The following is a 19,093-nucleotide window of genomic DNA, read 5'->3' on the forward strand; positions in this document are numbered from 1 at the left end:
GCGGGATCCCTACGCTGGCGGCATGAGCGAGCTGCAGCCCCTGGACGAGGACGGGATCGAGACGGTCCTGTGCGTCGTCGCCCACCCCGACGACATCGAGTACGGCACGAGCGCCGCGGTCGCCCGCTGGACCGACGACGGCAAGGACGTCTCGTACTACCTGCTCACCCGCGGCGAGGCGGGGATCGAGGGCATGGACCCGGTCGACGCGGCTCCGGCGCGCGCCGACGAGGAGCGTGCGAGCGCCGCGGTCGTCGGCGTCGACCGGGTCGAGTTCGCCGATCTCGCCGACGGCACGATCGAGTACGGGATCCCCCTTCGCCGGCTCGTCGCCGAGCAGATCCGTCGGACCCGGCCCGATCTCGTCGTCAGCCTCAACCGGCACGAGGTCTTCGGCCCCGGTCAGCTCAACCAGGCCGACCACCGCGCCGTGGGCCAGGCCGTCATCGACGCCTGCGCCGACGCGGGCAACAGGTGGATCCACCCCGAGCTGGCCGCCGACGGTCTCGAGCCCTGGCACGTGCGGATGATCGCCTTCGCCGCCTCGCCCGAGGCGACGCACTACGTCGACGTCACCGGGTACGCGGAGCGGGCCGTCGAGTCGCTCGAGGAGCACCGGCTCTACAACGCGGCGCTGCCGGAGAGCTTCCCCAGCCCGCGCGAGATCGTCGAGGGCTCGCTCGGCGGGGGAGCGGAGCGTCTCGGCGACCCGGACATCACGCACGCGCTGCTGCTCGAGGTCTTCACCCGCTAGCCGATCGGCTCGCCGGTCAGCGCCCGCGCGTCGAGACGCTCGACCTCGCTGGCCTCCCACACCTCGTGGGCGGCGTGCAGGGCCAGCGTGATGATCGCGCAGCCGAGGACGAGGTCCGGCACGCCGGAGCCGGTCGCGACGGTGAGCGCTGCCATCGCGATGATCGCGAGGTTGACGAGCACGTCGTTGCGCGCGGACAGGAAGGCCGCCCGGCTCAGCGAGCCCCCGTGGCTGCGCCACGAGAGCAGGAGCCACGCAGACACCCCGTTGACGACCACGGCGCCGAGCGAGGCGAGGACGACCGGGCCCGCATCCGGCGCGACGGGGTCGCCGACGCGCTGCACGGCCTGCCACCCCGCGACCAGCGCGGGGACGAGGATGACCGCCGCCATCGCCTTGCCCGCGGCCGCTCGGCGGGCCAGCGGCCAGCCCAGCGCCAGCGCGACGAGCAGGTTGATCGACGCGTCCTCGAGGAAGTCGACGCTGTCGGCGAGCAGCGCCACCGACCCCGCCGCGAGGGCGACCGCGGCCTCGACGACGAAGTACGCGAGGTTGAGCCCGGCGACGACGAGGACGACCCGGCGCAGCCGGGCCCTGTCGGCCGTGCCGGTCAGCGCCCCTGCACCTCGGCGATCCACGCCTCGACCTCCGCGGAGGTGTGCGGCCACTCGCCGGTGAGGTTGCGCGAGCCGTCCTGGGTGACGACGACGTCGTCCTCGATGCGCACCCCGATGCCGCGGAAGCGCTCCGGGACGAGGAGGTCGTCGGCCTTGAAGTACAGGCCGGGCTCGACGGTGAGGACCATGCCGGGAGCGAGCTCGGCGTCCATGTACTCGGCGCGGGTGGCAAGCGCGCAGTCGTGGACGTCGAGACCGAGGTGGTGGCTCGTGCCGTGCACCATCCAGCGGCGGTGGTACTGGCCGTGCTCGGTGTCGAGGGTGTCCTCGACGGAGACGCCCTCGGGGAGCAGGCCCCAGCCGTGGAGGCGCTCGGCGATGACCCGGATGGCGGCGGCGTGGACGTCGGAGAACTTCGCGCCCGGGCGGATCGCGTCGATGCCGGCCTGCTGCGCGTCGCACACGGCGTCGTAGACCTCGCGCTGCGCGTCGGTGAAGGTGCCGTTGATCGGCAGGGTGCGGGTGACGTCGGCGGTGAAGAGGCTGTCGACCTCGACCCCGGCGTCGAGCAGGAGCAGCTCGTCGGGGGCGATGTCGCCGGTGTTCTTGATCCAGTGCAGGGTGTTGGCGTGGTCGCCGGCGGCGCAGATCGAGTCGTAGCCGACGCCATTGCCCTGGTGGCGGGCGTGGAGGCCGAAGACGCCCTCGACCCAGCGCTCGCCGCGGCCGCGCTCGGCGACGGTCGGCAGCTCGGCGATGACGGCGTCGAAGCCGACGCGGGTCGCGTCGACGGCGTCCTGCATCTGCCCGAGCTCCCAGTCGTCCTTGACCATGCGCATCGTCGAGACGCGGTGGGCGAGCTCGTCGTCGGCGGCGGTGAGGGCCTCGGGCTGCGCGCCGTTCTGGGTGCGCAGCTCGTCGACGCGCGCGGTGAGGCTGGCCTCGGCGTCGCGCACGACGCGCACGGTGACGGCGCCCGCGTCCTTGCCGACCGCGTCGGCGAAGCCGTCGACGTGCGCACCGGTGAGGCCCAGCTCGGCCTCGACGTCCTCGATGCTCGGCCGGGCACCGACCCAGAACTCGCCGTAGCGCGAGTCGCCGAAGAACTCCTCGGTGTCGCGGCCGGCCAGCGGGCGGAAGTACAGGACGGCCTCGTGCCCGCCCTGCTCCGTCGGCTCCATGACGAGCACCGCGTCGGGCTCGCGGTCCGCACCGAGACCGGTGAGGTAGGCGAAGGCGGTGTGCGGGCGGAAGACGTAGTCGCTGTCGTTGGAGCGGACCTTGAGGCCACCGGCGGGGATGACGAGGCGGTCGCCGGGGAAGGCGGCCGACAGCTCGTCGCGGCGCACGGCGGCGCGGCGGGCCGCCTCGGTCAGCTCCGGCAGCTGCGTCGAGCGCGGGGCCCAGCCCTGCGCGACGAAGGTGCGGAACTCGTCAGTGGTCGGGCGGGCGCGGTTCTCGGGCTTGGTCTGCTCTTCGCTCACCGGCCCATCGTGGCACGACCCGCCGTCAGGGCACCCGGCGACGGCGAAGGGGGACCCGACTGCACGCGGCCGGGTCCCCCTTCGCCTCGTGTCACTGGTACATGTCGACGACGGCGACGCTGCTCACGGTGCCGCCACCGAGGACCGTCGTGTTGCGGCCGGTCGACAGGTCGTGGCGGGCGAGGCGGACCGTGCCGGGGCCGCCGCAGCTGGCGCCGCTGGCGAGGTGGTAGAGGCCGTCGCCGACGACCGTCTGGACCTCGGTGTGGTCGCTCGGGACGCCGAGCGCGATCTCCGGCTCGCCCGCGGTGAGGCGGTGGGCGGTGGCCGGGCCGCAGCCGTTGATGCTCAGCGCGACCGTCCCCTTCGGGTGAGCCCAGGCGTCCATCCACCCGATGCCCATGCCGCCCGTCGTCGTCGTGACCCGCGAGGAGGTGCCGACGAAGGGGACGCGCAGCACTTGCTCGGTGCCCCGGAGCGACCCGCTCGTCACCGAGCACGTCGCGACGAGCCCGCTCGTGCCCCACCAGCGGGTCGGGGCGCACGCAGAGTAGCCCGTGCGGCCGGAGAGCGTGCTGATGGTGGCGCCGGTCCTCGCGTCGAGGCTGCGCAGACGGCCGGAGCGGTTGAGCACGACCTTCGAGCCGTCAGGGGTGCTGATGACGCTCGGCGCGTCCAGGGTGCCGCGGCGGGGGGTGTGCAGCGTGCGCACGAGGGTGCCCCCGGGGCTGCGGACCTCGACGACGCGTTCGGTCTCCTCCCAGCCGCGGACGACGACGACCTTCGACCCGGCGGCGTCGAGGTACCGGACCTGCTCCAGCTTCGAGACGGCGAAGGTGGAGCGCGTCCCCGTCGCCGTGTCGTGGGCGATGACCCGGGGGTCGCCGCCGCGACGGTCCACGGTGAGCACGCGGCGCCCGTCGGCGGAGACGTCGACGACGCGCTCGCCCCGACCGACCCGGCCGAGGACGGTCTTCGAGGTGCCGCCCGGGCTCGACAGGACGAGGTCCTGGCCGCGCCACGACGGTGACCCGGTCGGCAGGTGGGCGCTGACGCTCCAGCCGGGCGAGGCGGTGGGCGCCGCGCCGACGGCGGCCTGGGCCGAGGTGGCGACGGGTGCGACGAGCGCGGCGGTGGCGACGACGAGCGCGGCCCGGCGGGCGGTGGTGCGGGTCATGGTGGGTCCTCCCCTGAGGTGAGCCAGCCCCTGCGGTGGCTCTGCCCTTCTGACTCCGGTCACGACGAGTCGGTTGTCGGGTGTGATGTCACGGTCGGGACTCATGCCGCAGACCGGGTCACCCGTCCCGGACCGGGACGTCCGCCCCGGACCGGGATGCCCGCCCCGGACCGGGACATGTCCCGGGGCGTGCCCGACGTCCCGGTCCGCGCAGGGTTGCCCGGCGCGGGCCTGTGGATGACGCCGCGGTCGTCGTCGCGTCCCTCGCCACGATGGCGGGATGAACACACGGCTCCAGGCGCTGATGATCGGGCAGGCAGGGGTGTGCACCTCCACGCAGGCGCGCCGGTGCGAGACGAGCGAGGCCGATCTCGCCGGGCTGGTGCGACGTGGAGAGCTCGTCCGCGTTCGGCGCGACGCCTACGTCGCCGGCGAGATCTGGTCGGCAGCGACCCCCGAGGCGCGTCTGGCGCTACGGGCGCGAGCCGTGATGCTCGGTCGACCGAGGTCGAGCGCCTCGCACCAGGCCGCCCTGGCGCTGCACGGTCTGCCCCTCTGGGGGGTCGACCTGAGCAGGGTCGACCTCGTCGTGGAGGTCGACCGCCTCCGTCACCGCGACGGGGTGCGGCTCCACCCGTCGCGGACCGGTGAGAACCCGGTCCCGGCCGGCGGCGTGCGCTGCGTGCCGGTCGCCGTGGCGGTCGCGCAGGTGGGTCTCGAGGCCGGGGTGGCCGCGGCACTCGTGCCGCTGGACCACGCCCTGCGCACGTCCGTGTGCACGAGGGAGGAGGTCGCCGAGGCGTTCGAGCGCCGGGCCTCGGGCCCCCTTCGCCGTGAGAGGGCGCGCTCGGTGCTGGCCCTGGCCGACCCCGCCAGCGAGTCACCCGGCGAGACGCGGACCCGTCTCCTGCTCACCGACATGGGGGTGCCCTTCGAGAGCCAGGTCGACGTGCGCGGTCCCGACGGCCGGCTCGTGGGTCGGGTCGACTTCCTCGTGTCGGGCAAGGTCGTCGTCGAGTTCGACGGCCTGGTGAAGTACGAGGGCGCCCAGGGGCGAGAGGCCCTCGTCCTCGAGAAGCGGCGCGAGGACTCCCTTCGCTCGCTCGGTCTCGAGGTCGTCCGCCTCGTCTGGTCGGACCTGGACCACCCGTTGCGGGTCGCCCAGCTCATCTCCGCCGCGCTCGTCCGCTCCGACTGACCGGGCACACCGCCCCGGACCGGGAAACCCGGCGGGGACCGAGATTTGTCCCGGCCCGTGGCGGGTTTCCCGGTGCGCGGCGGCCGAGCCGGTCTCGTGGGCTCTGCGTGGTCTCGAGGCTCGCTGGCGCTCGCACCTCGACCAGCGGGGCGGCCTGGTCAGCGGCGGGGGACGAGGACGGTGTAGTCGAGGTCGAGGACGACCTGAGGGAGGTAGCGGCCGTCCTCGCCGCGGTAGGGGAAGTCGGCGCACGGGAGGTCCTTCGTCGCGACCGTGCGCAGCCGCAGGGCGCCGACGTCGGTGCGCCCGGGTAGCTCGAGGACGTCGAGCACCTCCGACCAGGCGTAGATCGTGTCTCCCGCGAAGGTCGGGTTCGCGTGGGTCCCCGCGTTGATCGCCGCGATCATCTGGGCGTTGGCGAGCCCGTTGAAGCTCAGTGCCCGCGCGTGGCTGATGACGTGCCCGCCGTAGACGAGACGCCGGCCAATCGTCGTCGCCGACTGCGCGTGCTGGTTGAAGTGGACCTTCGCGGTGTTCTGGTAGAGCCGGGTGGCGAGCATGTGCTCGCTCTCCTCGACGGTCATCGCGTCGACGTGGTCGATGCGCTCGCCGACCTCGTAGTCGTCCCACAGGTGGGGCGACCCGGCGAGGACCGTGTCGTAGGCCCCCGTCGCGATCTCGAAGGGGACGTGCAGGTCCTCCGGGGCGACCGCACCCGGCAGCTCCGGCACGACCGTCTCCGGCGCCGGGGCGTCGACGTCGCGCTTGTGCACCATCACCCAGCGCACGTAGTCGAGGACGGTCTCGCCGTGCTGGTTCGTGCCCACCGAGCGCACGTGGACGACACCGGTGCGGCCGTTGCTGTTCTGCTTGAGGCCGATGACCGTGCTGCGGGTGCTCACCGTGTCACCCGGGTAGAGCGGCACCCCGAAGCGTCCCCCGGCGTAGCCGAGGTTGGCGACGGCGTTGAGCGAGATGTCGGGCACGGTCTTGCCGAAGACGAGGTGGAAGGCGAGCAGGCTGTCGACCGGCATCCGCTCCAGGCCCATCGAGGCGGCGACGGTCGACGCGCTCGTCGCGGCGAAGCGCGACCCGTACAGCGCCGTGTACATCGCGATGTCGCCCTCGGTCACCGTGCGCGGCGTCGCGTGGACGATCTCCTGCCCGACCGCGAAGTCCTCGAAGTAGTTGCCGGCGACCGTCTTGGTGGACATGCATGACCTCTCGGGCGGGGGTGGGTGCGGCGGTCATCCTCGCACCGGGTCGGCGGGCCGCTCACCCCTTCGTGAGCCGTCTTACAGCGCGAAGGGGGACCCGCCCGCCCCGTCGGGCGGTCGGCCCGGACCTGCTAGAAGTGCCCTATGACGAGTGCGACGACGCCCCTCATCCGACTCGAGCGCCACGACGACGGCGTGGTCGAGGTGGTCCTGGACCGGCCGGAGGCGATGAACGCCGTCTCGACGGCGATGGCCACCGCGCTGCGCGAGGCCGGCAAGGAGCTGCGCGACGACACCTCGGTGCGCACGGTCGTCCTGTCCTCGAGCCACCCGAAGGCCTTCTGCGTCGGTGCTGACCTCAAGGAGCGCAACGGCTTGAGCGACGACGAGCTGCGGGCGCAGCGGCCCGGCAACCGGGTGGCCTACCGCGCGCTGCTCGACCTGCCCGTGCCCACGGTCGCGGCCGTCGGGGGCTTCGCGATGGGCGGGGGATGCGAGCTGGCGCTCACCTGTGACCTCATCGTCGCCGGGGAGGGGGCGGTCTTCGCGCTCCCGGAGGTCTCCGTGGGGGTGATCCCCGGTGCCGGTGGCACCCAGCTGCTCGCCCGCCGGGTGGGCTGGTCGCGGGCCGCCGACGTCGTCTTCACCGCCCGCCGGCTCGACGCGCAGGAGGCCTACCGGATCGGGCTCGCCGACCGGGTCGTGCAGGACGCGCGCGACGGGGCCCTCGAGCTCGCCGCGGGCATCGCCCGGCACTCGCCGATCGGGGTCCGCAACGCCAAGGCCGCGATGCGCGTCGGGCTCGACCTGCCTCTCGACGAGGGCCTCGACGTCGAGGACGCGCGCTGGCACGACACCGCCTTCAGCGCCGACCGGGCCGAAGGGGTGCGCGCCTTCGCCGAGAAGCGCGCGCCCCGGTGGCCCGGCCTGGGGTGAGGGTCAGCGACGCTGGTCACCGCCTCCTCCGTGGACGACGCCGTCGGCGTCGGTCCACCTGAGGGAGGCGGTGGCGCGTCGGTCGAGGTCGGGCGACGGGAGCTCGGCGAACCATGCCCGGCGGCCGCCCGACAGGGTGACGATGACGGCGTCCGCCTCGCCGCCCGACCCGCCGGGCGCGCTCCACCGTGCCGTCGCCGACACCGCGTCGGCGCCCTCGGGGAAGACGCCGGCGGCGCGCATCGCCGTGCCGTCGCCCCAGGACAGCGCGACGAGGTCGTCGGTCCCTGTCAGAGGCGCGCTGACGCCCCCGACGCCTCCCTCGGCCCCGATCACCCCAAGGGCCTCGTCGACGTAGAGCACGGCGTCGTGACCGGGCACCGGTGCCGACTGCGCCGGACCGGGCCGACCGTCGGGGAGTGCCGAGAGCACCCGGTGGGCCGACCCGTCGTAGGTCAGGGTGCCGACGACGTCGGCGGCCCGGACCGTGCGGTCGAAGCGGACGGCGAAGACGCGCAGGCCGCTGTGGCCCAGCTCGGCCCAGCCGGTCGTCGAGCCGCCCTCGAGGTCGTCGTCGGCTCGTCGCTGGATGGTCACGCCGTCCACCGAGGTGCTTGCGACGACGACGTAGTCCCGTGGGCCCAGGCGCCGCGTCACACCGGCGGTCCCGACGACCTCGTCGGCCCGCAGGTCGACCTGCGTGCGGTGGCCTCCGCCGGCCACCGACACCCGGTCCGAGCCGTCGGCTCCCGAGGTCCCGACGACCTCGTCGGCCCGCAGGTCGACCTGCGTGCGGTGGCCTCCGCCGGCCACCGACACCCGGTCCGAGCCGTCGGCTCCCGCACCGGGGTCGAGCCGGAGGTCGTAGGTGACGCCGGGGACCCGGGACCCCTCGAAATACATGTCTGCCCCCTCCAGCGTCGTGCGGACGGGTGCCGTCGACGCGCTCGTCGACGTCGGGGCGGCGGGGTCGGTGCTCGCGCGGTCGCGACTCCCGGGCAGCCCGAGCCAGGCCCCGCCCACGACGAGCGCGAGGGCGGTGACGCCGGAGACGGCGGCGACGCGGCGGCGGGTCCGGGTACGACGGGCCCCGGCGACGACGGCTCCGGTGTCGACGCCCATGTCGGGCACGGGCGCCGCGTGGAAGAGCGCCTCGAGGTCGCCCTCCCCGAAGTCGCCCCCACCGGGTCCTCGGGTGTCGGTGTCACTGCGCACGGCTGGTCCCCTCCTCCTGCGTCGTCTGCTCGCGCAACCGGGCCAGGCCGCGCGAGCAGCTGCTCTTCACGGTGCCCACCGAGCAGCCGAGCGTCTGCGCCGTCTCCGCCTCGCTGAGACCGACGTAGTGGCGCAGCACGACGGCCTGGCGCTCGCGCGGTGCGAGCGTGGCGAGCATGCGGTGCAGGGCCCGGGTGTCCTCGGGCTCCGCGTCGGTGACCGGCCGGTCGGCCGGCGCCTCGGTGAGCGACTCGCGGCGGCGGCGCCGCCACGTGTCGGTGTGCTCGTTGACCAGGCAGCGCCGGGCGTAGGCGACGGGGTCGCCACCTCGCAGCCGCGACCAGCGCAGGTAGACCTTCTCCAGCGCAGACTGCACGAGGTCCTGCGCCTGGTGGGCGTCGCCGCACACCCAGTACGCGGTGCGCAGCAGCCGGGGCGACGCCTCGCGGACGAAGTCCGCGAACTCCGCCTCGACGGCGCCTGCGGCTCGGATGCCCATGCGCTCACCCCTTCGTCCTCGGCCCGGTCTGGCCTGCTCACCTCTACGACGTGGCGACCGGCCAGAAGGTTGAGATGCCGTGGCATCCTGCCGCGTCGGCCCGCACAATGGCCCGACCACCCGCCCGAGGAGACCCATCCGTGACCGCACCGGCCACCCCTTCGCCCGCCCCGACGACCGATGTCGTCCTCGCCCTGGCCTGCGCCGACCGGCCCGGTCTCGTCGCCGCCGTCTCCGGGTTCGTCTTCGAGCGCGGTGGCAACATCACCGAGAGCCAGCAGTACGGCGACACCCTCACCGGTGACTTCTTCATGCGCGTCGACTTCGCGGACGAAGGGGGAGTGGGCCTGGAGCAGCTGCGCGAGGACTTCGCGCAGGTCGCCGAGCGCCACGCGATGACGTGGCAGATGCACGACGCCCGTCGGCCGCTGCGCACCCTCGTCATGGTGAGCCGCTTCGGCCACTGCCTCAACGACCTGCTCTTCCGCCAGAGCACCGGGTCGCTGCAGGTCGAGATCCCCGCCATCGTCTCCAACCACCGCGACCTCGAGGGGCTGGCCGCGAGCTACGGCATCCCCTTCCACCACGTGCCGGTGACCGCGCAGACCAAGCCCGAGGCCGAGGCGCGGCTGCTCGAGATCGTCGACGAGCACGACGTCGAGCTCGTCGTGCTCGCCCGCTACATGCAGGTGCTCTCGGACGGGCTGGCGCGGCGGATGGCCGGACAGGTCATCAACATCCACCACTCCTTCCTGCCGTCCTTCAAGGGCGCCAAGCCCTACCACCAGGCGCACCGGCGCGGGGTCAAGCTCATCGGCGCGACGGCGCACTACGTCACCCCCGAGCTCGACGAGGGGCCGATCATCGAGCAGGACGTCGCACGGGTCGACCACCGCCTCGCGCCGGACGCGCTCGTCACCGCCGGGCGCGACGTCGAGGCGCGGGTCCTCGCCCGTGCCGTCGGCTGGCACGCCGAGTCGCGGGTCCTGCTCCACGGCGAGCGGACGGTCGTCTTCAGCTGACCTCGCTGTCGGGGCCAGCCCGTAGGCTGGCGCCGTGATCGACCTGCACACCCACAGCCTGGTCAGCGACGGCACGGACTCCCCGACGTCGCTCGTCGCCCAGGCCGCCGAGGGCGGGCTCGACGTCATCGCCCTCACCGACCACGACACGACGGCCGGGTGGGACGAGGCGGCCGACGCGGCCGCGCAGCACGGCGTGGGACTCGTCCGCGGCGCCGAGCTGTCGACGAAGCACGGCGGTCGCAGCGTGCACCTGCTCGCCTACCTCTTCGACCGCGACCACCCCGAGCTGCGGGCCGCGATGGAGCGGGTCGTCGACGACCGGCTGCCGCGGCTGCGCGAGATGGTCGAGCTCATGGCCGCCGACGGCATCGACATCAGCTGGCCCGAGGTCGACGCCCTCCTCGTGCCGGGCACGACGCCCGGCCGCCCGCACATCGCCGACGTCCTCGTGGCGAAGGGGGTCGTGCCCGACCGCAGCGCGGCCTTCGGGCGCTGGCTCTACAACGGCAGCCCGTACTACGTGCGCCACTTCTCCCTCGAGACCGCCGACGCGGTGCGGCTCGTGCGCGAGGCGGGCGGGGTGCCCGTGCTCGCCCACCCCTTCTCGATCACCCGCGGCAGCGTCATCGGGGCCGACGACGTCCGCGAGCTCGCCGCCGGCGGGCTGAGCGGCATCGAGGTCATGCACCGCGACCACGACGACGCCGGGCGGGCCCTGGCCGCCGACCTCGCCGCCGAGCTCGACCTCGTCCCGACGGGCAGCAGCGACTTCCACGGCGACGGCAAGCCCAACCGGCTCGCCGAGCACACGACCTCTGCCGAGTCGCTCGCACGTGTCGAGGCTCTCGCCAGCAGCCCCGTCGCGGTCCTGCGGGCCTGACCCCGATCGGCACCCCGGCCTGAGACGATGGCCGCGGTCCCCCGACCGAGCCCGCACCCGGAGGAAGCCCGTGCCACGCAAGAAGAAGGCCGCGATCATCGCTGTCGCCAACCAGAAGGGCGGCGTCGCGAAGACCACCACCGTCGCCTCCCTCGCCGCAGCCTTCGCCGAGCACGGCAAGCGGGTGCTGCTGATCGACCTCGACCCCCAGGCGAGCCTGACCTTCAGCCTCGGCATCGACCCCGACGTCGTCGAGCTCTCGACCCACGAGGTCGTCCTCGGCCAGGCCGAGATCGGTGACGCGCTCGTCGAGGCCGGCGAGGGCATCGACCTGCTGCCCGCCTCGATCGACCTCGCCGGGGCCGAGGCGCAGCTGCTCACCAAGCCCGGCCGTGAGTTCGTCCTCTCCTCCGTCATCGACGAGGTGCGCGCCGACTACGACGTCGTCCTGCTCGACTGCAGCCCGAGCCTGGGCGTGCTCACCCTCGCCGCGCTCACCGCGAGCACCGGGCTCATCATCCCGATGCAGGCCGAGATGCTCAGCCACCGCGGGGTGGGCCAGCTGCTCGACACGGTGCGCGACGTGCGCCGCCTGCTCAACAAGAAGCTCGAGGTCATCGGCATCCTGCCGACGATGTACGACGGCCGGTCCAACCACGCCCGCGAGGTGCTCGCCGACCTCGGGGAGCGCTACGGCCTGCCCGTGCTCAGCCCGCCGATCCCGCGCACCGTGCGCTTCGCCGAGGCCCCCGCCATCGGTCGCTCGGTCCTCGACACGGCCCGCACGAGCAAGGGCGCCCAGGCCTACCGCGACGTCGCCGCGTCGCTCCTGCCCCGCCTCTAGACCCCCTCGAGAAGCCGGCACGCGCCCGGGTTGCAACCAGCGCGGGTGCCATCATCTCGGGTCTTCCTCTCGAGAAGCCGGCACGCGCTCGGGTTGCAACCAGCGCGGGTGCCAGGATCTCGGGCGGGATGGCGTCAGCCGGCGCTGGCGTCCCAGGCGTCGATGACGCGCTGGGACTGGTCGGAGATCCGCTTGCCGTCGGCGTCGCCGTCGAGCGGGCCGATGTCGACGGCCGGGCCGGTCGCGCTGCTGCGCCAGCGCAGCTCGGAGCGGTCGCGGCCGAAGGACCGGTAGCCCAGGACGACGTCCCCCTCCCACCCGGCGTCGCGCATCGCGCGGAAGGTGGTCTGCGGGTCGCCCAGGCGCCCGCGGATCGCGAGGTCGACGCCGTCGTGCTCCGACGCGCTGCCGGCCGTGACGTGCAGACCGGGGGCGTGCGCGGCGAGGGCGAGCGGCGCGAGCCTGGAGCGCTGCGACGCCGTGCCCCCGACGCTCACGGTGCCGTTGGTGCCGGTGCCCGAGGACAGCACGACGTCGCCGTCGCCGAGGTCGGCGGTGGCCGCGCTCGCGAGGTCGTCCGGCGAGCCCAGCGCGATGGTGAGCCGGCCGCGGTCGCGGTCCCGGTTGCGCAGGCTGGTCGGCTCCACGTCGCCGAGCCCGTCGAGCGCGGTGTGCATGGGCTGGGTGTCCACGCAGCCGAAGATCCGGGAGGCGCCGCTCGCGGTCGTCAGCGTGACGTCGGGGCAGACCGCCCGCGCGACGTCGTCATGCGTGTCGAGCACCCGCTGCGGCGTGACCACGCCGGAGGTGCCGCCCCCACCGATCTCGACGGTCAGCGCGTCGTCGCGCAGCCGGAGCACGGGGCTGAGGTCGCTGCTCTCCAGGGCGCCCCGAGCCTGCTCGACCTCGTCGAGCAGGCCGCCGATGCCCGGGGTGCCGAGCTCGACCTCGAGATCGAGGTCGCCGTCGGTGCCGCTGGTCGTCGTCGTGAGGCGCACCGGGTGGTCGCCGCCGCCCTGCAGGGCCCGGTCGCCGGTGGCCAGCGAGCGCATCGTCGCCATCGGGTCGTCGGTCATGACGCTCATCCGGGGCCGCGTCGACCACAGCAGCTCGAAGCCGGTGACCGGGTCCCCTTCGCCCGACAGCCGCTCGACGTAGCCGGCGGCGCGGGGCAGGTCGTCCGCCTCGCGGGGCACCTGGGCGCTGTCCTCGCCGCTGATGACGCTCACCTGGGCCTCGCTGCCGAAGATCCCCTTGCTGTCGCCGTCGCGGAAGTCCTGGTAGGCCTGCGCGACCCGCTCGTAGGCGGCGCGGTCGAGATCGCCGGACAGGGTCACCTCCGCCTCGACGGCGCGACTGAGGCCGGTGCTCGGTGTCGACGTCTCCACCGAGGCGACCCCCTGGACCCCCTGGAGGTCGCTCTTGAGCTGGGCCGCGCGCTCGGGAGCGCTGTCGCCGCACCCCGAGAGCCCGAGCGCTCCCGTCGAGAGCGCCACGACCGCTGCTGCCCGTCCCCACCTGCTCACCCCGCACACCCTGGCACAGCCCGCGCCGTGTCACGATGACGTGATGCGGGGAGCCCTCCCCGCGAGCGAGACCAGGAGGCACATGTGAGCAGCTCGGCCACCACCGACCAGCGCGACGGCAGCACCCCCTTCGAGACGGCGGCGCTGTCCACCCCGTCCGCCGGGGCCCCCTTCGAGGCGGTGCGTCTGCCGCGTCGCGCGCTGCGTGAAGACGACGTCCTCATCGACATCGCGTGGGCCGGCATCTGCCACTCCGACATCCACACCGTGCGGGACGAGTGGGGCCCCGCGCATTACCCGATGACCCCCGGCCACGAGATCGCCGGCACCGTCGCGGCGGTCGGTGCCGCCGTCACCCGGTACACGGTCGGCGACCGCGTGGGTGTCGGGTGCCTCGTCGACGCCTGCCACGAGTGCGAGCAGTGCAAGAACGGCGACGAGCAGTTCTGCGAGCGCGGTGCCGTCGGCACGTACAACGCGAAGGACTACCACGGCGAGATCACTCAGGGCGGCTACGCCCAGCAGGTCGTCGTCAGCGAGAGCATGGTCGTGCGGGTCCCCGACGCGATCGAGCTCGACGTCGCCGCCCCGCTGCTGTGCGCCGGGATCACCACCTACGTCCCGCTCAAGCGCTGGGGGGCCGGGCCGGGTCGTCGGGTCGCCGTCGTCGGCGTCGGCGGCCTGGGCCACATGGCGGTGAAGATCGCCGCGGCGATGGGTGCCGAGGTGACGACGATCAGCCGCTCGGACGCCAAGGCGCAGGACGCGAAGGACCTCGGGGCGAGCACGCACATCGCGACGAAGGACGAGGGTGCGCTCCGCGCGGCCAAGGGCTCCTTCGACCTCATCATCAACACCGTCAGCGCCGATCTCGACATGAAGGACTACGTGCGCCTGCTGCGTCCCCAGGGCGCGCTCGTCAACGTCGGGCTGCCCCCGGGCGACCTCGTCGTCGCGCCCGGCTCGCTCATCGTCGGCAACAAGGCGATCGCCGGGTCGAACATCGGCGGGATCCCCGACACCCAGGAGATGCTCGACTTCTGCGCCGAGCACGGCATCGCCGCCACGGTCGAGCACGTCGACGCCACGGACACGACCGCGGTCGACGCCGCCTACGAGCGTGTCGTCGCCGGCGACGTGCGCTACCGCGCGGTCATCGACACCTCCACCATCAACCCCGCCTGAGCGTGGCCAGCCTGCAGCGCGCCCGCACCCTCGCCGCGGGAGGGGTCCGAGCCGTCGTCAGCGGCGACCCCGCCGCGCGACGACGGGTGCTCCAGCCGCTGCGGGCACGGCTGCGCCCGACGCGCCTCGGCGACGTCGACCCGCTGCTCGCCGCGTACGCCCGGGCGGGTGAGCAGATCGGTGTCGACGACGTCGTCGCGACGGGTCTGCGGACGAAGGGGGCGCTGCTGCGCGACGTCGCCGGTCTCCTCGCCGAGCGCACCGGGTCGCCGAGCTGGCGCGCCGGGCACGCCGAGCTGCTCCTCGTCGGCGACGACGGGCAGGACGTCCGGGCAGGCGTCGACGTCGTCTCGCGGCTCGTCGCCGACGGCGCGGCCGACCAGCTCACCGGGCGCCAGGCGCTGCTCTACGCCCACGCGCTCCTGCGCGGGATGCGCGGCGCGGCCGAGCCGGGGCCGCTCGTCGTCGCCGGGCCGGGCGAGCAGCGGCTGCGCCGCGAGCTCGCCCTGCTCACGACCCTCTCCGACGACGAGCGGGCCGACCTCGAGACCGATCTCGCGCACCCCGACCTGGGGGGCGACGAGGCGACCTGGTGGTCCGGCGTCACCCGCCGGTGGCGCGAGGCGGGGATGCTCGTGCCGCGGCTGCTCGACGACGACGAGCTCGCCGACGTCGTCGGCGCAGGGGCGGTCGCGGCCTTCGAGGAGCTGCCGGTGCTGGACCGGGTCGGTCCCGACCCGGCCGAGCTCGCCGTGCTGCGCGAGGGTCTGCCCGCGCGGGTCCGCGAGGCCGGTGGCGACCCCGCCGTGCTGCCGCTCGTCAGCGTCGTCGTCACCGCCTACCGCCCCGGTCCGTGGCTGACGACGGCGATGCGCGCCCTGCTCGACCAGACCTGGCCGCAGGTCGAGGTCGTCGTCGTCGACGACGCCTCGGGCCCCGAGCACGCCGAGACGATCGCGCGGGCGGCGGCGCTGCACCCGCGGGCCCGGGTCGTCACGCGGGAGAGCAACGGCGGCGCCTACCGCGCACGCAACGAGGGCGTCGCGGCGTCGACGGGGGAGTACGTCGCCTTCCTCGACGCCGACGACTGGATCCACCCCGAGCGGGTCGAGCGCGCGCTGCTGCCGCTCCTCGCCGACCCCGACCTGCCGATGACCCGCTCGCTCGCCCTGCGCGGCGACGACCGGCTCCACCTCGCCTGGCCCGGCTACCCCGCCGTGCGGCACAACGCCGCCGGCCCGATGCTGCGCCGCTCGACCCTGACCCTCGTCGGCCCCTTCGACGAGGTCCGCAAGAGCGCGGACAGCGAGTACGACGCGCGGGTCGTCGCGGTCACCGGGGTCGAGCCACCGACGGTCGAGCCGGCGCTGCAGCTCACGCGGCTGCGGCCCGGGTCGCTGTCGCGCGCCGACTTCGGCGTCGGGTGGGGCGTCGGCGGCCGCCTGGCCTACCGCTCCGCGTACAAGGCGTGGCACCGCACCCTGCCGAAGGGGGAGCCCGTCACCCTGGGCGAGCGGGCCCCCTTCGCCGCCCCGCGCGCGTGGACGAGCGACGCACCGCACCCACGCGTCGACGTCCTCGTCGTCGACGACGCGGCCGACACGATGGTCGACCCGGCATCGCTCGCCGCTGATCTCGAGGCCCTCGCCGCCGGCGGTCTGCGCGTCGCGCTCCTGCACCGGGAGAACCCCGCGCGGATGCGCCTGTACCGCAAGGGCCTGCAGGCCGCGGTGCGGCGTCTCGTCGATGCCGGGACGATCACGCAGGTGCACCCCGAGGAGGCCGTCGAGGCCGTCGTCGTGTGGGTGCGCACGCCCGAGGTCGCCGTCGCGGGACGCCCGGCACCGCTCGTCAGCGCCGGGGCGGTGCTCGTCGGCGAGCCCGACGGCGCGCACACGCACCGGGTGACCCTGGCGTGGACCCGGGCCGCCGTCGAGGACGAGCTCGCGACGTGGGGGGTGCCCGCCCCGCGGTGGGTGCCGGCCGCCGCCGCCCGCGACGAGGTCGCGGTCCAGGTGCGCCAGGGCACCTGACATCCTGTGACCACCGCCTGCCCGGGACCGGGCGGCACTCACGCGTGCGAGGAGCATGATGGCCAAGGACCTGTCGACGAGCCTGCGGCGACCCGTGCAGCGGGCACGACGCCTCGTCGGTGACGCGACGGCCGACCAGCGCGCGGCCCGCGCGGCCCGCGCCCGGCACGCGCTCGTCGCGGCGCCCCTTGACGAGGAGGTGCCGGCACCGCGCGCCAGCGCACCGCGGGCCGTCGTCCACGCCGGGGAGCGGGTCCGTCGCGGGCTCGCGCCCCTGCTGCGGCTGCAGGACGAGGTCGTCGGGGCTGACGTCGTGCTCCTCGAGGTCGACGCGAGCAGCGAGGTCGCGGCGCAGGCGCCGCTCGAGGACCAGGTCCGGCTCGCCGCCGCCGCCCACGGCTGCGGGATCCCCGTCGTGGCCTGGGTGACGGGCAGCCAGGTCGAGATGGCGGGCGCCCGTGCGCTGCAGCGACTTCGAGAGGCGGACCCGCGGCTGCGGGTGGCCGTCGACGACGCCGAGGCCGTCGCCGCCTACGCCGCCGAGCTCGGCGGCGAGGTCACCCATCTCGGGCCGGCTGCCGACCCCTTCGTCCACTCGCCCGCCCGCACCGGGCCCGCCCGCCGGCGCGAGCAGGCCGTCGCGATCACCGGGGACCCCGGCTACGACGTGGCGCGGCTCGCGCCGGCGCAGCCGACCCGTCTCGACGTCCTCGGCGCCCAGGGCTCGGCCTCCGCGCCCGACGGCGACCGGCCGATGCTCGCCCACTACCGGTCGCTCGCCGTCGTCGCCGACCGGCCGAAGGTGGGGTGGCAGGTCGTCGAGGCCGCAGCCTCCGGCACGCCCGTCCTCGCCACCCCCGAGGCCGCCGACCGGCTGCCCGCCGACATCGCCGAAGGGGTCGCGGTCGCCGAGGGCGACGACGCGATGCGTCAGCAGGTCGTCGCCGCGCTGTGGCAGGACGAGCTCGTCGACCGGGCCGGTCTCGTCGCCGGTCGCGCAGCCCGCGCCGGGCACACCTTCGCCGACCGGGTGAGCTCGATCTCCCGGCTCGCCGGTCTCGTCGACCCGCCCCGGCGCACCCCGCTCGGTGTGTGCGGCGACCGCGGGGTGAGCGCCGTCGTGTCGACGAACAGGTCGCACGAGCTGACGACCGTCGCCGACAACATCGCCCGGCAGGTGGAGACTCAGCACGGCAACGTCCAGCTCGTCCTCGTGCTCCACGGTCTCGACGACCGTCCCGCCGAGGTCGAGGCGATGATGCGCGACCGCGGGATCGAGGACGTCGTCGTGCGCCAGGCCCGCTCCGACCTCACGCTCGGGGCCTGCCTCAACCTCGGCGTCGACGCCGCGGACGGGCGCTACGTCGCGAAGGTCGACGACGACAACTACTACGGGCGGTACTACCTCACCGACCTCGTCGACGCCTTCGCCGTCTCCGGCGCGCAGGTCGTCGGCAAGTGGTGCCACTACACGTGGCTGCGCAGCAGCGGCGCGGTCGTCCTGCGCTTCCCCAAGGACGAGCACCGGTACACACGGCTCGTCCAGGGCGGTTCGATCCTCGTCGAGGGCGAGGTCATGCGGCGGCTGCGCTTCTCCGACCTGCCGCGGGCCGTCGACACCGACCTGCTCGACCGGGTGCAGGCGGCGGGGATGCGCACGTACTCCTCGGACCGCTTCGGCTACGTGTCGATCCGGGGGACCGACCGGCACGCGCACACGTGGACGATCGAGGACGCGCGCTTCATGAACGCCTCGGGGCGCGTCGCCTTCTACGGCGACCCGCGCGAGCACGTCGACGTCTGACGGCGCGTCTGCGCCGACGGGCTGCGACGGGTCTCTCGCGCCGCTAGCGTCCGGGCATGAAGCGTCCCGTCGTCGCGGCCCTGGCCGTCGTCGCCCTCGTGCTCGTCGCCGGTCTGGGCTGGTGGGCCACCGCGCAGTGGCGTGAGGGGCCCGCCGACGCCCTGTCGATGGGGTCCGGTGACAGCGAGAACTGGGTCTCGGTCACCGCCGAGGCAGGTGTCCCGATGTCCTGGTCCCTGAGTGACCTCGTCGCCGACCCCGACCGGGGACCCGTCACCGTGACCGACGTGACCGTGGATGCCGACGAGAGCATGACCTTGCTCGGGGTCGGGTGGATCGACACCCGCAGCCCGATGCGAGGGATGGTGACGACCGACTTCCCGCCCGAGTCCTTCTTCGAGGAGATCAAGGGGACTCGTGAGCACTACCACTCGGGCCTGCCCGCCGGCCCGTTGCCCCGAGGTGAGGTCGGGTGGACCCCGGTCCTCGGCCTCACGGTGGATCGGGCGGGGCCGTCGCGGCTGCGGGCCATGCACGTGACGTACGAGGTCGACGGCGAAGAGCACGTCCAGACCTTCGAGCTGCGGCACACGGTGTGCGCCTACGTCGGTTCGGCGAAGGACGTCGACTGCGACCCGGTGTTCGACAAGACCCCCTGACGTACAAGACCCTGCTGGCTGCCTCTTGATCAGTCAGGAC

The 19,093-nt window shown here is 74.3% G+C and carries 17 protein-coding genes; 10 read left to right on the plus strand and 7 right to left on the minus strand.

The window, feature by feature from the left end:
• The first annotated feature begins 22 nt into the window (after positions 1-22).
• Positions 23-754: a PIG-L deacetylase family protein gene (locus L6241_RS11920; protein ID WP_191563700.1), complete on the plus strand. Its 732-nt coding sequence runs from the start codon at positions 23-25 to the stop codon at positions 752-754.
• Here L6241_RS11920 and L6241_RS11925 read toward each other — a convergent pair.
• From L6241_RS11925 to L6241_RS11935, 3 genes are all read right to left on the minus strand, one after another.
• A complete protein-coding gene (locus L6241_RS11925) occupies positions 751-1,392 on the minus strand; it encodes a cation transporter (RefSeq protein WP_368246375.1) in 642 nt (213 codons plus the stop codon). The genes L6241_RS11920 and L6241_RS11925 overlap by 4 nt on opposite strands.
• Entirely contained in the window at positions 1,365-2,855 is a 1,491-nt protein-coding gene (locus tag L6241_RS11930) for an aminopeptidase P family protein (RefSeq protein WP_229299360.1), read from the minus strand. Before L6241_RS11930 ends, L6241_RS11925 begins: the two co-directional genes overlap by 28 nt.
• A gap of 91 nt (positions 2,856-2,946) precedes the next feature.
• A complete protein-coding gene (locus tag L6241_RS11935; RefSeq protein ID WP_368246377.1) occupies positions 2,947-4,032 on the minus strand; it encodes a hypothetical protein in 1,086 nt (361 codons plus the stop codon).
• Positions 4,033-4,312: 280 nt separating this feature from the next.
• Between L6241_RS11935 and L6241_RS11940 the strand changes: the two genes are divergently transcribed.
• On the plus strand, positions 4,313-5,230 hold the full coding sequence (locus L6241_RS11940) for a hypothetical protein (RefSeq protein WP_368246379.1): 918 nt from the start codon (positions 4,313-4,315) through the stop codon (positions 5,228-5,230).
• Positions 5,231-5,388: 158 nt separating this feature from the next.
• Here L6241_RS11940 and L6241_RS11945 read toward each other — a convergent pair whose 3' ends face one another.
• Positions 5,389-6,444 carry a MaoC family dehydratase gene (locus L6241_RS11945; RefSeq protein WP_368246380.1) on the minus strand — a complete coding sequence of 352 codons (1,056 nt, stop codon included), beginning with the start codon at positions 6,442-6,444 and terminating at the stop codon, positions 5,389-5,391.
• Positions 6,445-6,591: 147 nt separating this feature from the next.
• Here L6241_RS11945 and L6241_RS11950 point away from each other — a divergent pair, with 147 nt between their 5' ends.
• Entirely contained in the window at positions 6,592-7,383 is a 792-nt protein-coding gene (locus L6241_RS11950) for an enoyl-CoA hydratase/isomerase family protein (RefSeq protein WP_368246382.1), read from the plus strand.
• A 3-nt stretch (positions 7,384-7,386) separates the two neighbouring features.
• On the opposite strand, the gene L6241_RS11955 is transcribed toward L6241_RS11950, so the two are convergent.
• Together L6241_RS11955 and L6241_RS11960 are read right to left on the minus strand one after the other, a co-directional pair.
• Positions 7,387-8,598 (minus strand): hypothetical protein, encoded by a 1,212-nt coding sequence (locus L6241_RS11955; protein ID WP_368246384.1) that lies wholly within the window; start codon positions 8,596-8,598, stop codon positions 7,387-7,389.
• Positions 8,588-9,097 (minus strand): SigE family RNA polymerase sigma factor, encoded by a 510-nt coding sequence (locus L6241_RS11960; RefSeq protein WP_368246386.1) that lies wholly within the window; start codon positions 9,095-9,097, stop codon positions 8,588-8,590. Before L6241_RS11960 ends, L6241_RS11955 begins: the two co-directional genes overlap by 11 nt.
• A gap of 140 nt (positions 9,098-9,237) precedes the next feature.
• On the opposite strand from L6241_RS11960, the gene purU reads away from it, so the two are divergent.
• The 3 genes from purU (at position 9,238) to L6241_RS11975 (ending at position 11,846) form a co-directional block, all read left to right on the plus strand.
• Complete coding sequence (gene purU, locus L6241_RS11965) at positions 9,238-10,119, plus strand: formyltetrahydrofolate deformylase (RefSeq protein ID WP_224766846.1); 882 nt, start codon at positions 9,238-9,240, stop codon at positions 10,117-10,119.
• Between the two features lie 34 nt (positions 10,120-10,153).
• Positions 10,154-11,002: a PHP domain-containing protein gene (locus L6241_RS11970; protein ID WP_068277442.1), complete on the plus strand. Its 849-nt coding sequence runs from the start codon at positions 10,154-10,156 to the stop codon at positions 11,000-11,002.
• A gap of 70 nt (positions 11,003-11,072) precedes the next feature.
• Positions 11,073-11,846 carry a ParA family protein gene (locus L6241_RS11975; protein ID WP_068277444.1) on the plus strand — a complete coding sequence of 258 codons (774 nt, stop codon included), beginning with the start codon at positions 11,073-11,075 and terminating at the stop codon, positions 11,844-11,846.
• 134 nt (positions 11,847-11,980) lie between these two features.
• Here the strand turns inward: L6241_RS11975 and L6241_RS11980 are convergent, their stop codons facing one another.
• A complete protein-coding gene (locus L6241_RS11980; protein ID WP_368246388.1) occupies positions 11,981-13,372 on the minus strand; it encodes a hypothetical protein in 1,392 nt (463 codons plus the stop codon).
• A gap of 180 nt (positions 13,373-13,552) precedes the next feature.
• Here L6241_RS11980 and L6241_RS11985 point away from each other — a divergent pair, with 180 nt between their 5' ends.
• From L6241_RS11985 to L6241_RS12000, 4 genes are read left to right on the plus strand one after another with little or no spacing between them, the layout of a single operon-like run.
• Complete coding sequence (locus L6241_RS11985; protein WP_368246421.1) at positions 13,553-14,557, plus strand: NAD(P)-dependent alcohol dehydrogenase; 1,005 nt, start codon at positions 13,553-13,555, stop codon at positions 14,555-14,557.
• Positions 14,558-14,559: 2 nt separating this feature from the next.
• Positions 14,560-16,590: a glycosyltransferase family 2 protein gene (locus tag L6241_RS11990; RefSeq protein WP_368246390.1), complete on the plus strand. Its 2,031-nt coding sequence runs from the start codon at positions 14,560-14,562 to the stop codon at positions 16,588-16,590.
• A 58-nt stretch (positions 16,591-16,648) separates the two neighbouring features.
• Positions 16,649-18,394 carry a glycosyltransferase gene (locus L6241_RS11995; protein ID WP_368246392.1) on the plus strand — a complete coding sequence of 582 codons (1,746 nt, stop codon included), beginning with the start codon at positions 16,649-16,651 and terminating at the stop codon, positions 18,392-18,394.
• 56 nt (positions 18,395-18,450) lie between these two features.
• Positions 18,451-19,053 carry a hypothetical protein gene (locus tag L6241_RS12000; protein ID WP_368246394.1) on the plus strand — a complete coding sequence of 201 codons (603 nt, stop codon included), beginning with the start codon at positions 18,451-18,453 and terminating at the stop codon, positions 19,051-19,053.
• Positions 19,054-19,093 lie beyond the last annotated feature (40 nt).

This window comes from Janibacter sp. Y6, assembly GCF_040900765.1.
Lineage (GTDB): Bacteria > Actinomycetota > Actinomycetes > Actinomycetales > Dermatophilaceae > Marihabitans > Marihabitans melonis.

Bases quoted from the DNA above. Each gene is read 5' to 3' on its own strand.
- L6241_RS11920 (WP_191563700.1), top strand. From the start codon at position 23: ATGAGCGAGCTGCAGCCCCTGGACGAGGACGGGATCGAGACGGTCCTG.
- L6241_RS11935 (WP_368246377.1), bottom strand. From the start codon at position 4,032: ATGACCCGCACCACCGCCCGCCGGGCCGCGCTCGTCGTCGCCACCGCC.
- L6241_RS11940 (WP_368246379.1), top strand. From the start codon at position 4,313: ATGAACACACGGCTCCAGGCGCTGATGATCGGGCAGGCAGGGGTGTGC.
- L6241_RS11945 (WP_368246380.1), bottom strand. From the start codon at position 6,444: ATGTCCACCAAGACGGTCGCCGGCAACTACTTCGAGGACTTCGCGGTC.
- L6241_RS11950 (WP_368246382.1), top strand. From the start codon at position 6,592: ATGACGAGTGCGACGACGCCCCTCATCCGACTCGAGCGCCACGACGAC.
- L6241_RS11960 (WP_368246386.1), bottom strand. From the start codon at position 9,097: ATGGGCATCCGAGCCGCAGGCGCCGTCGAGGCGGAGTTCGCGGACTTC.
- L6241_RS11995 (WP_368246392.1), top strand. From the start codon at position 16,649: ATGGCCAAGGACCTGTCGACGAGCCTGCGGCGACCCGTGCAGCGGGCA.
- L6241_RS12000 (WP_368246394.1), top strand. From the start codon at position 18,451: ATGAAGCGTCCCGTCGTCGCGGCCCTGGCCGTCGTCGCCCTCGTGCTC.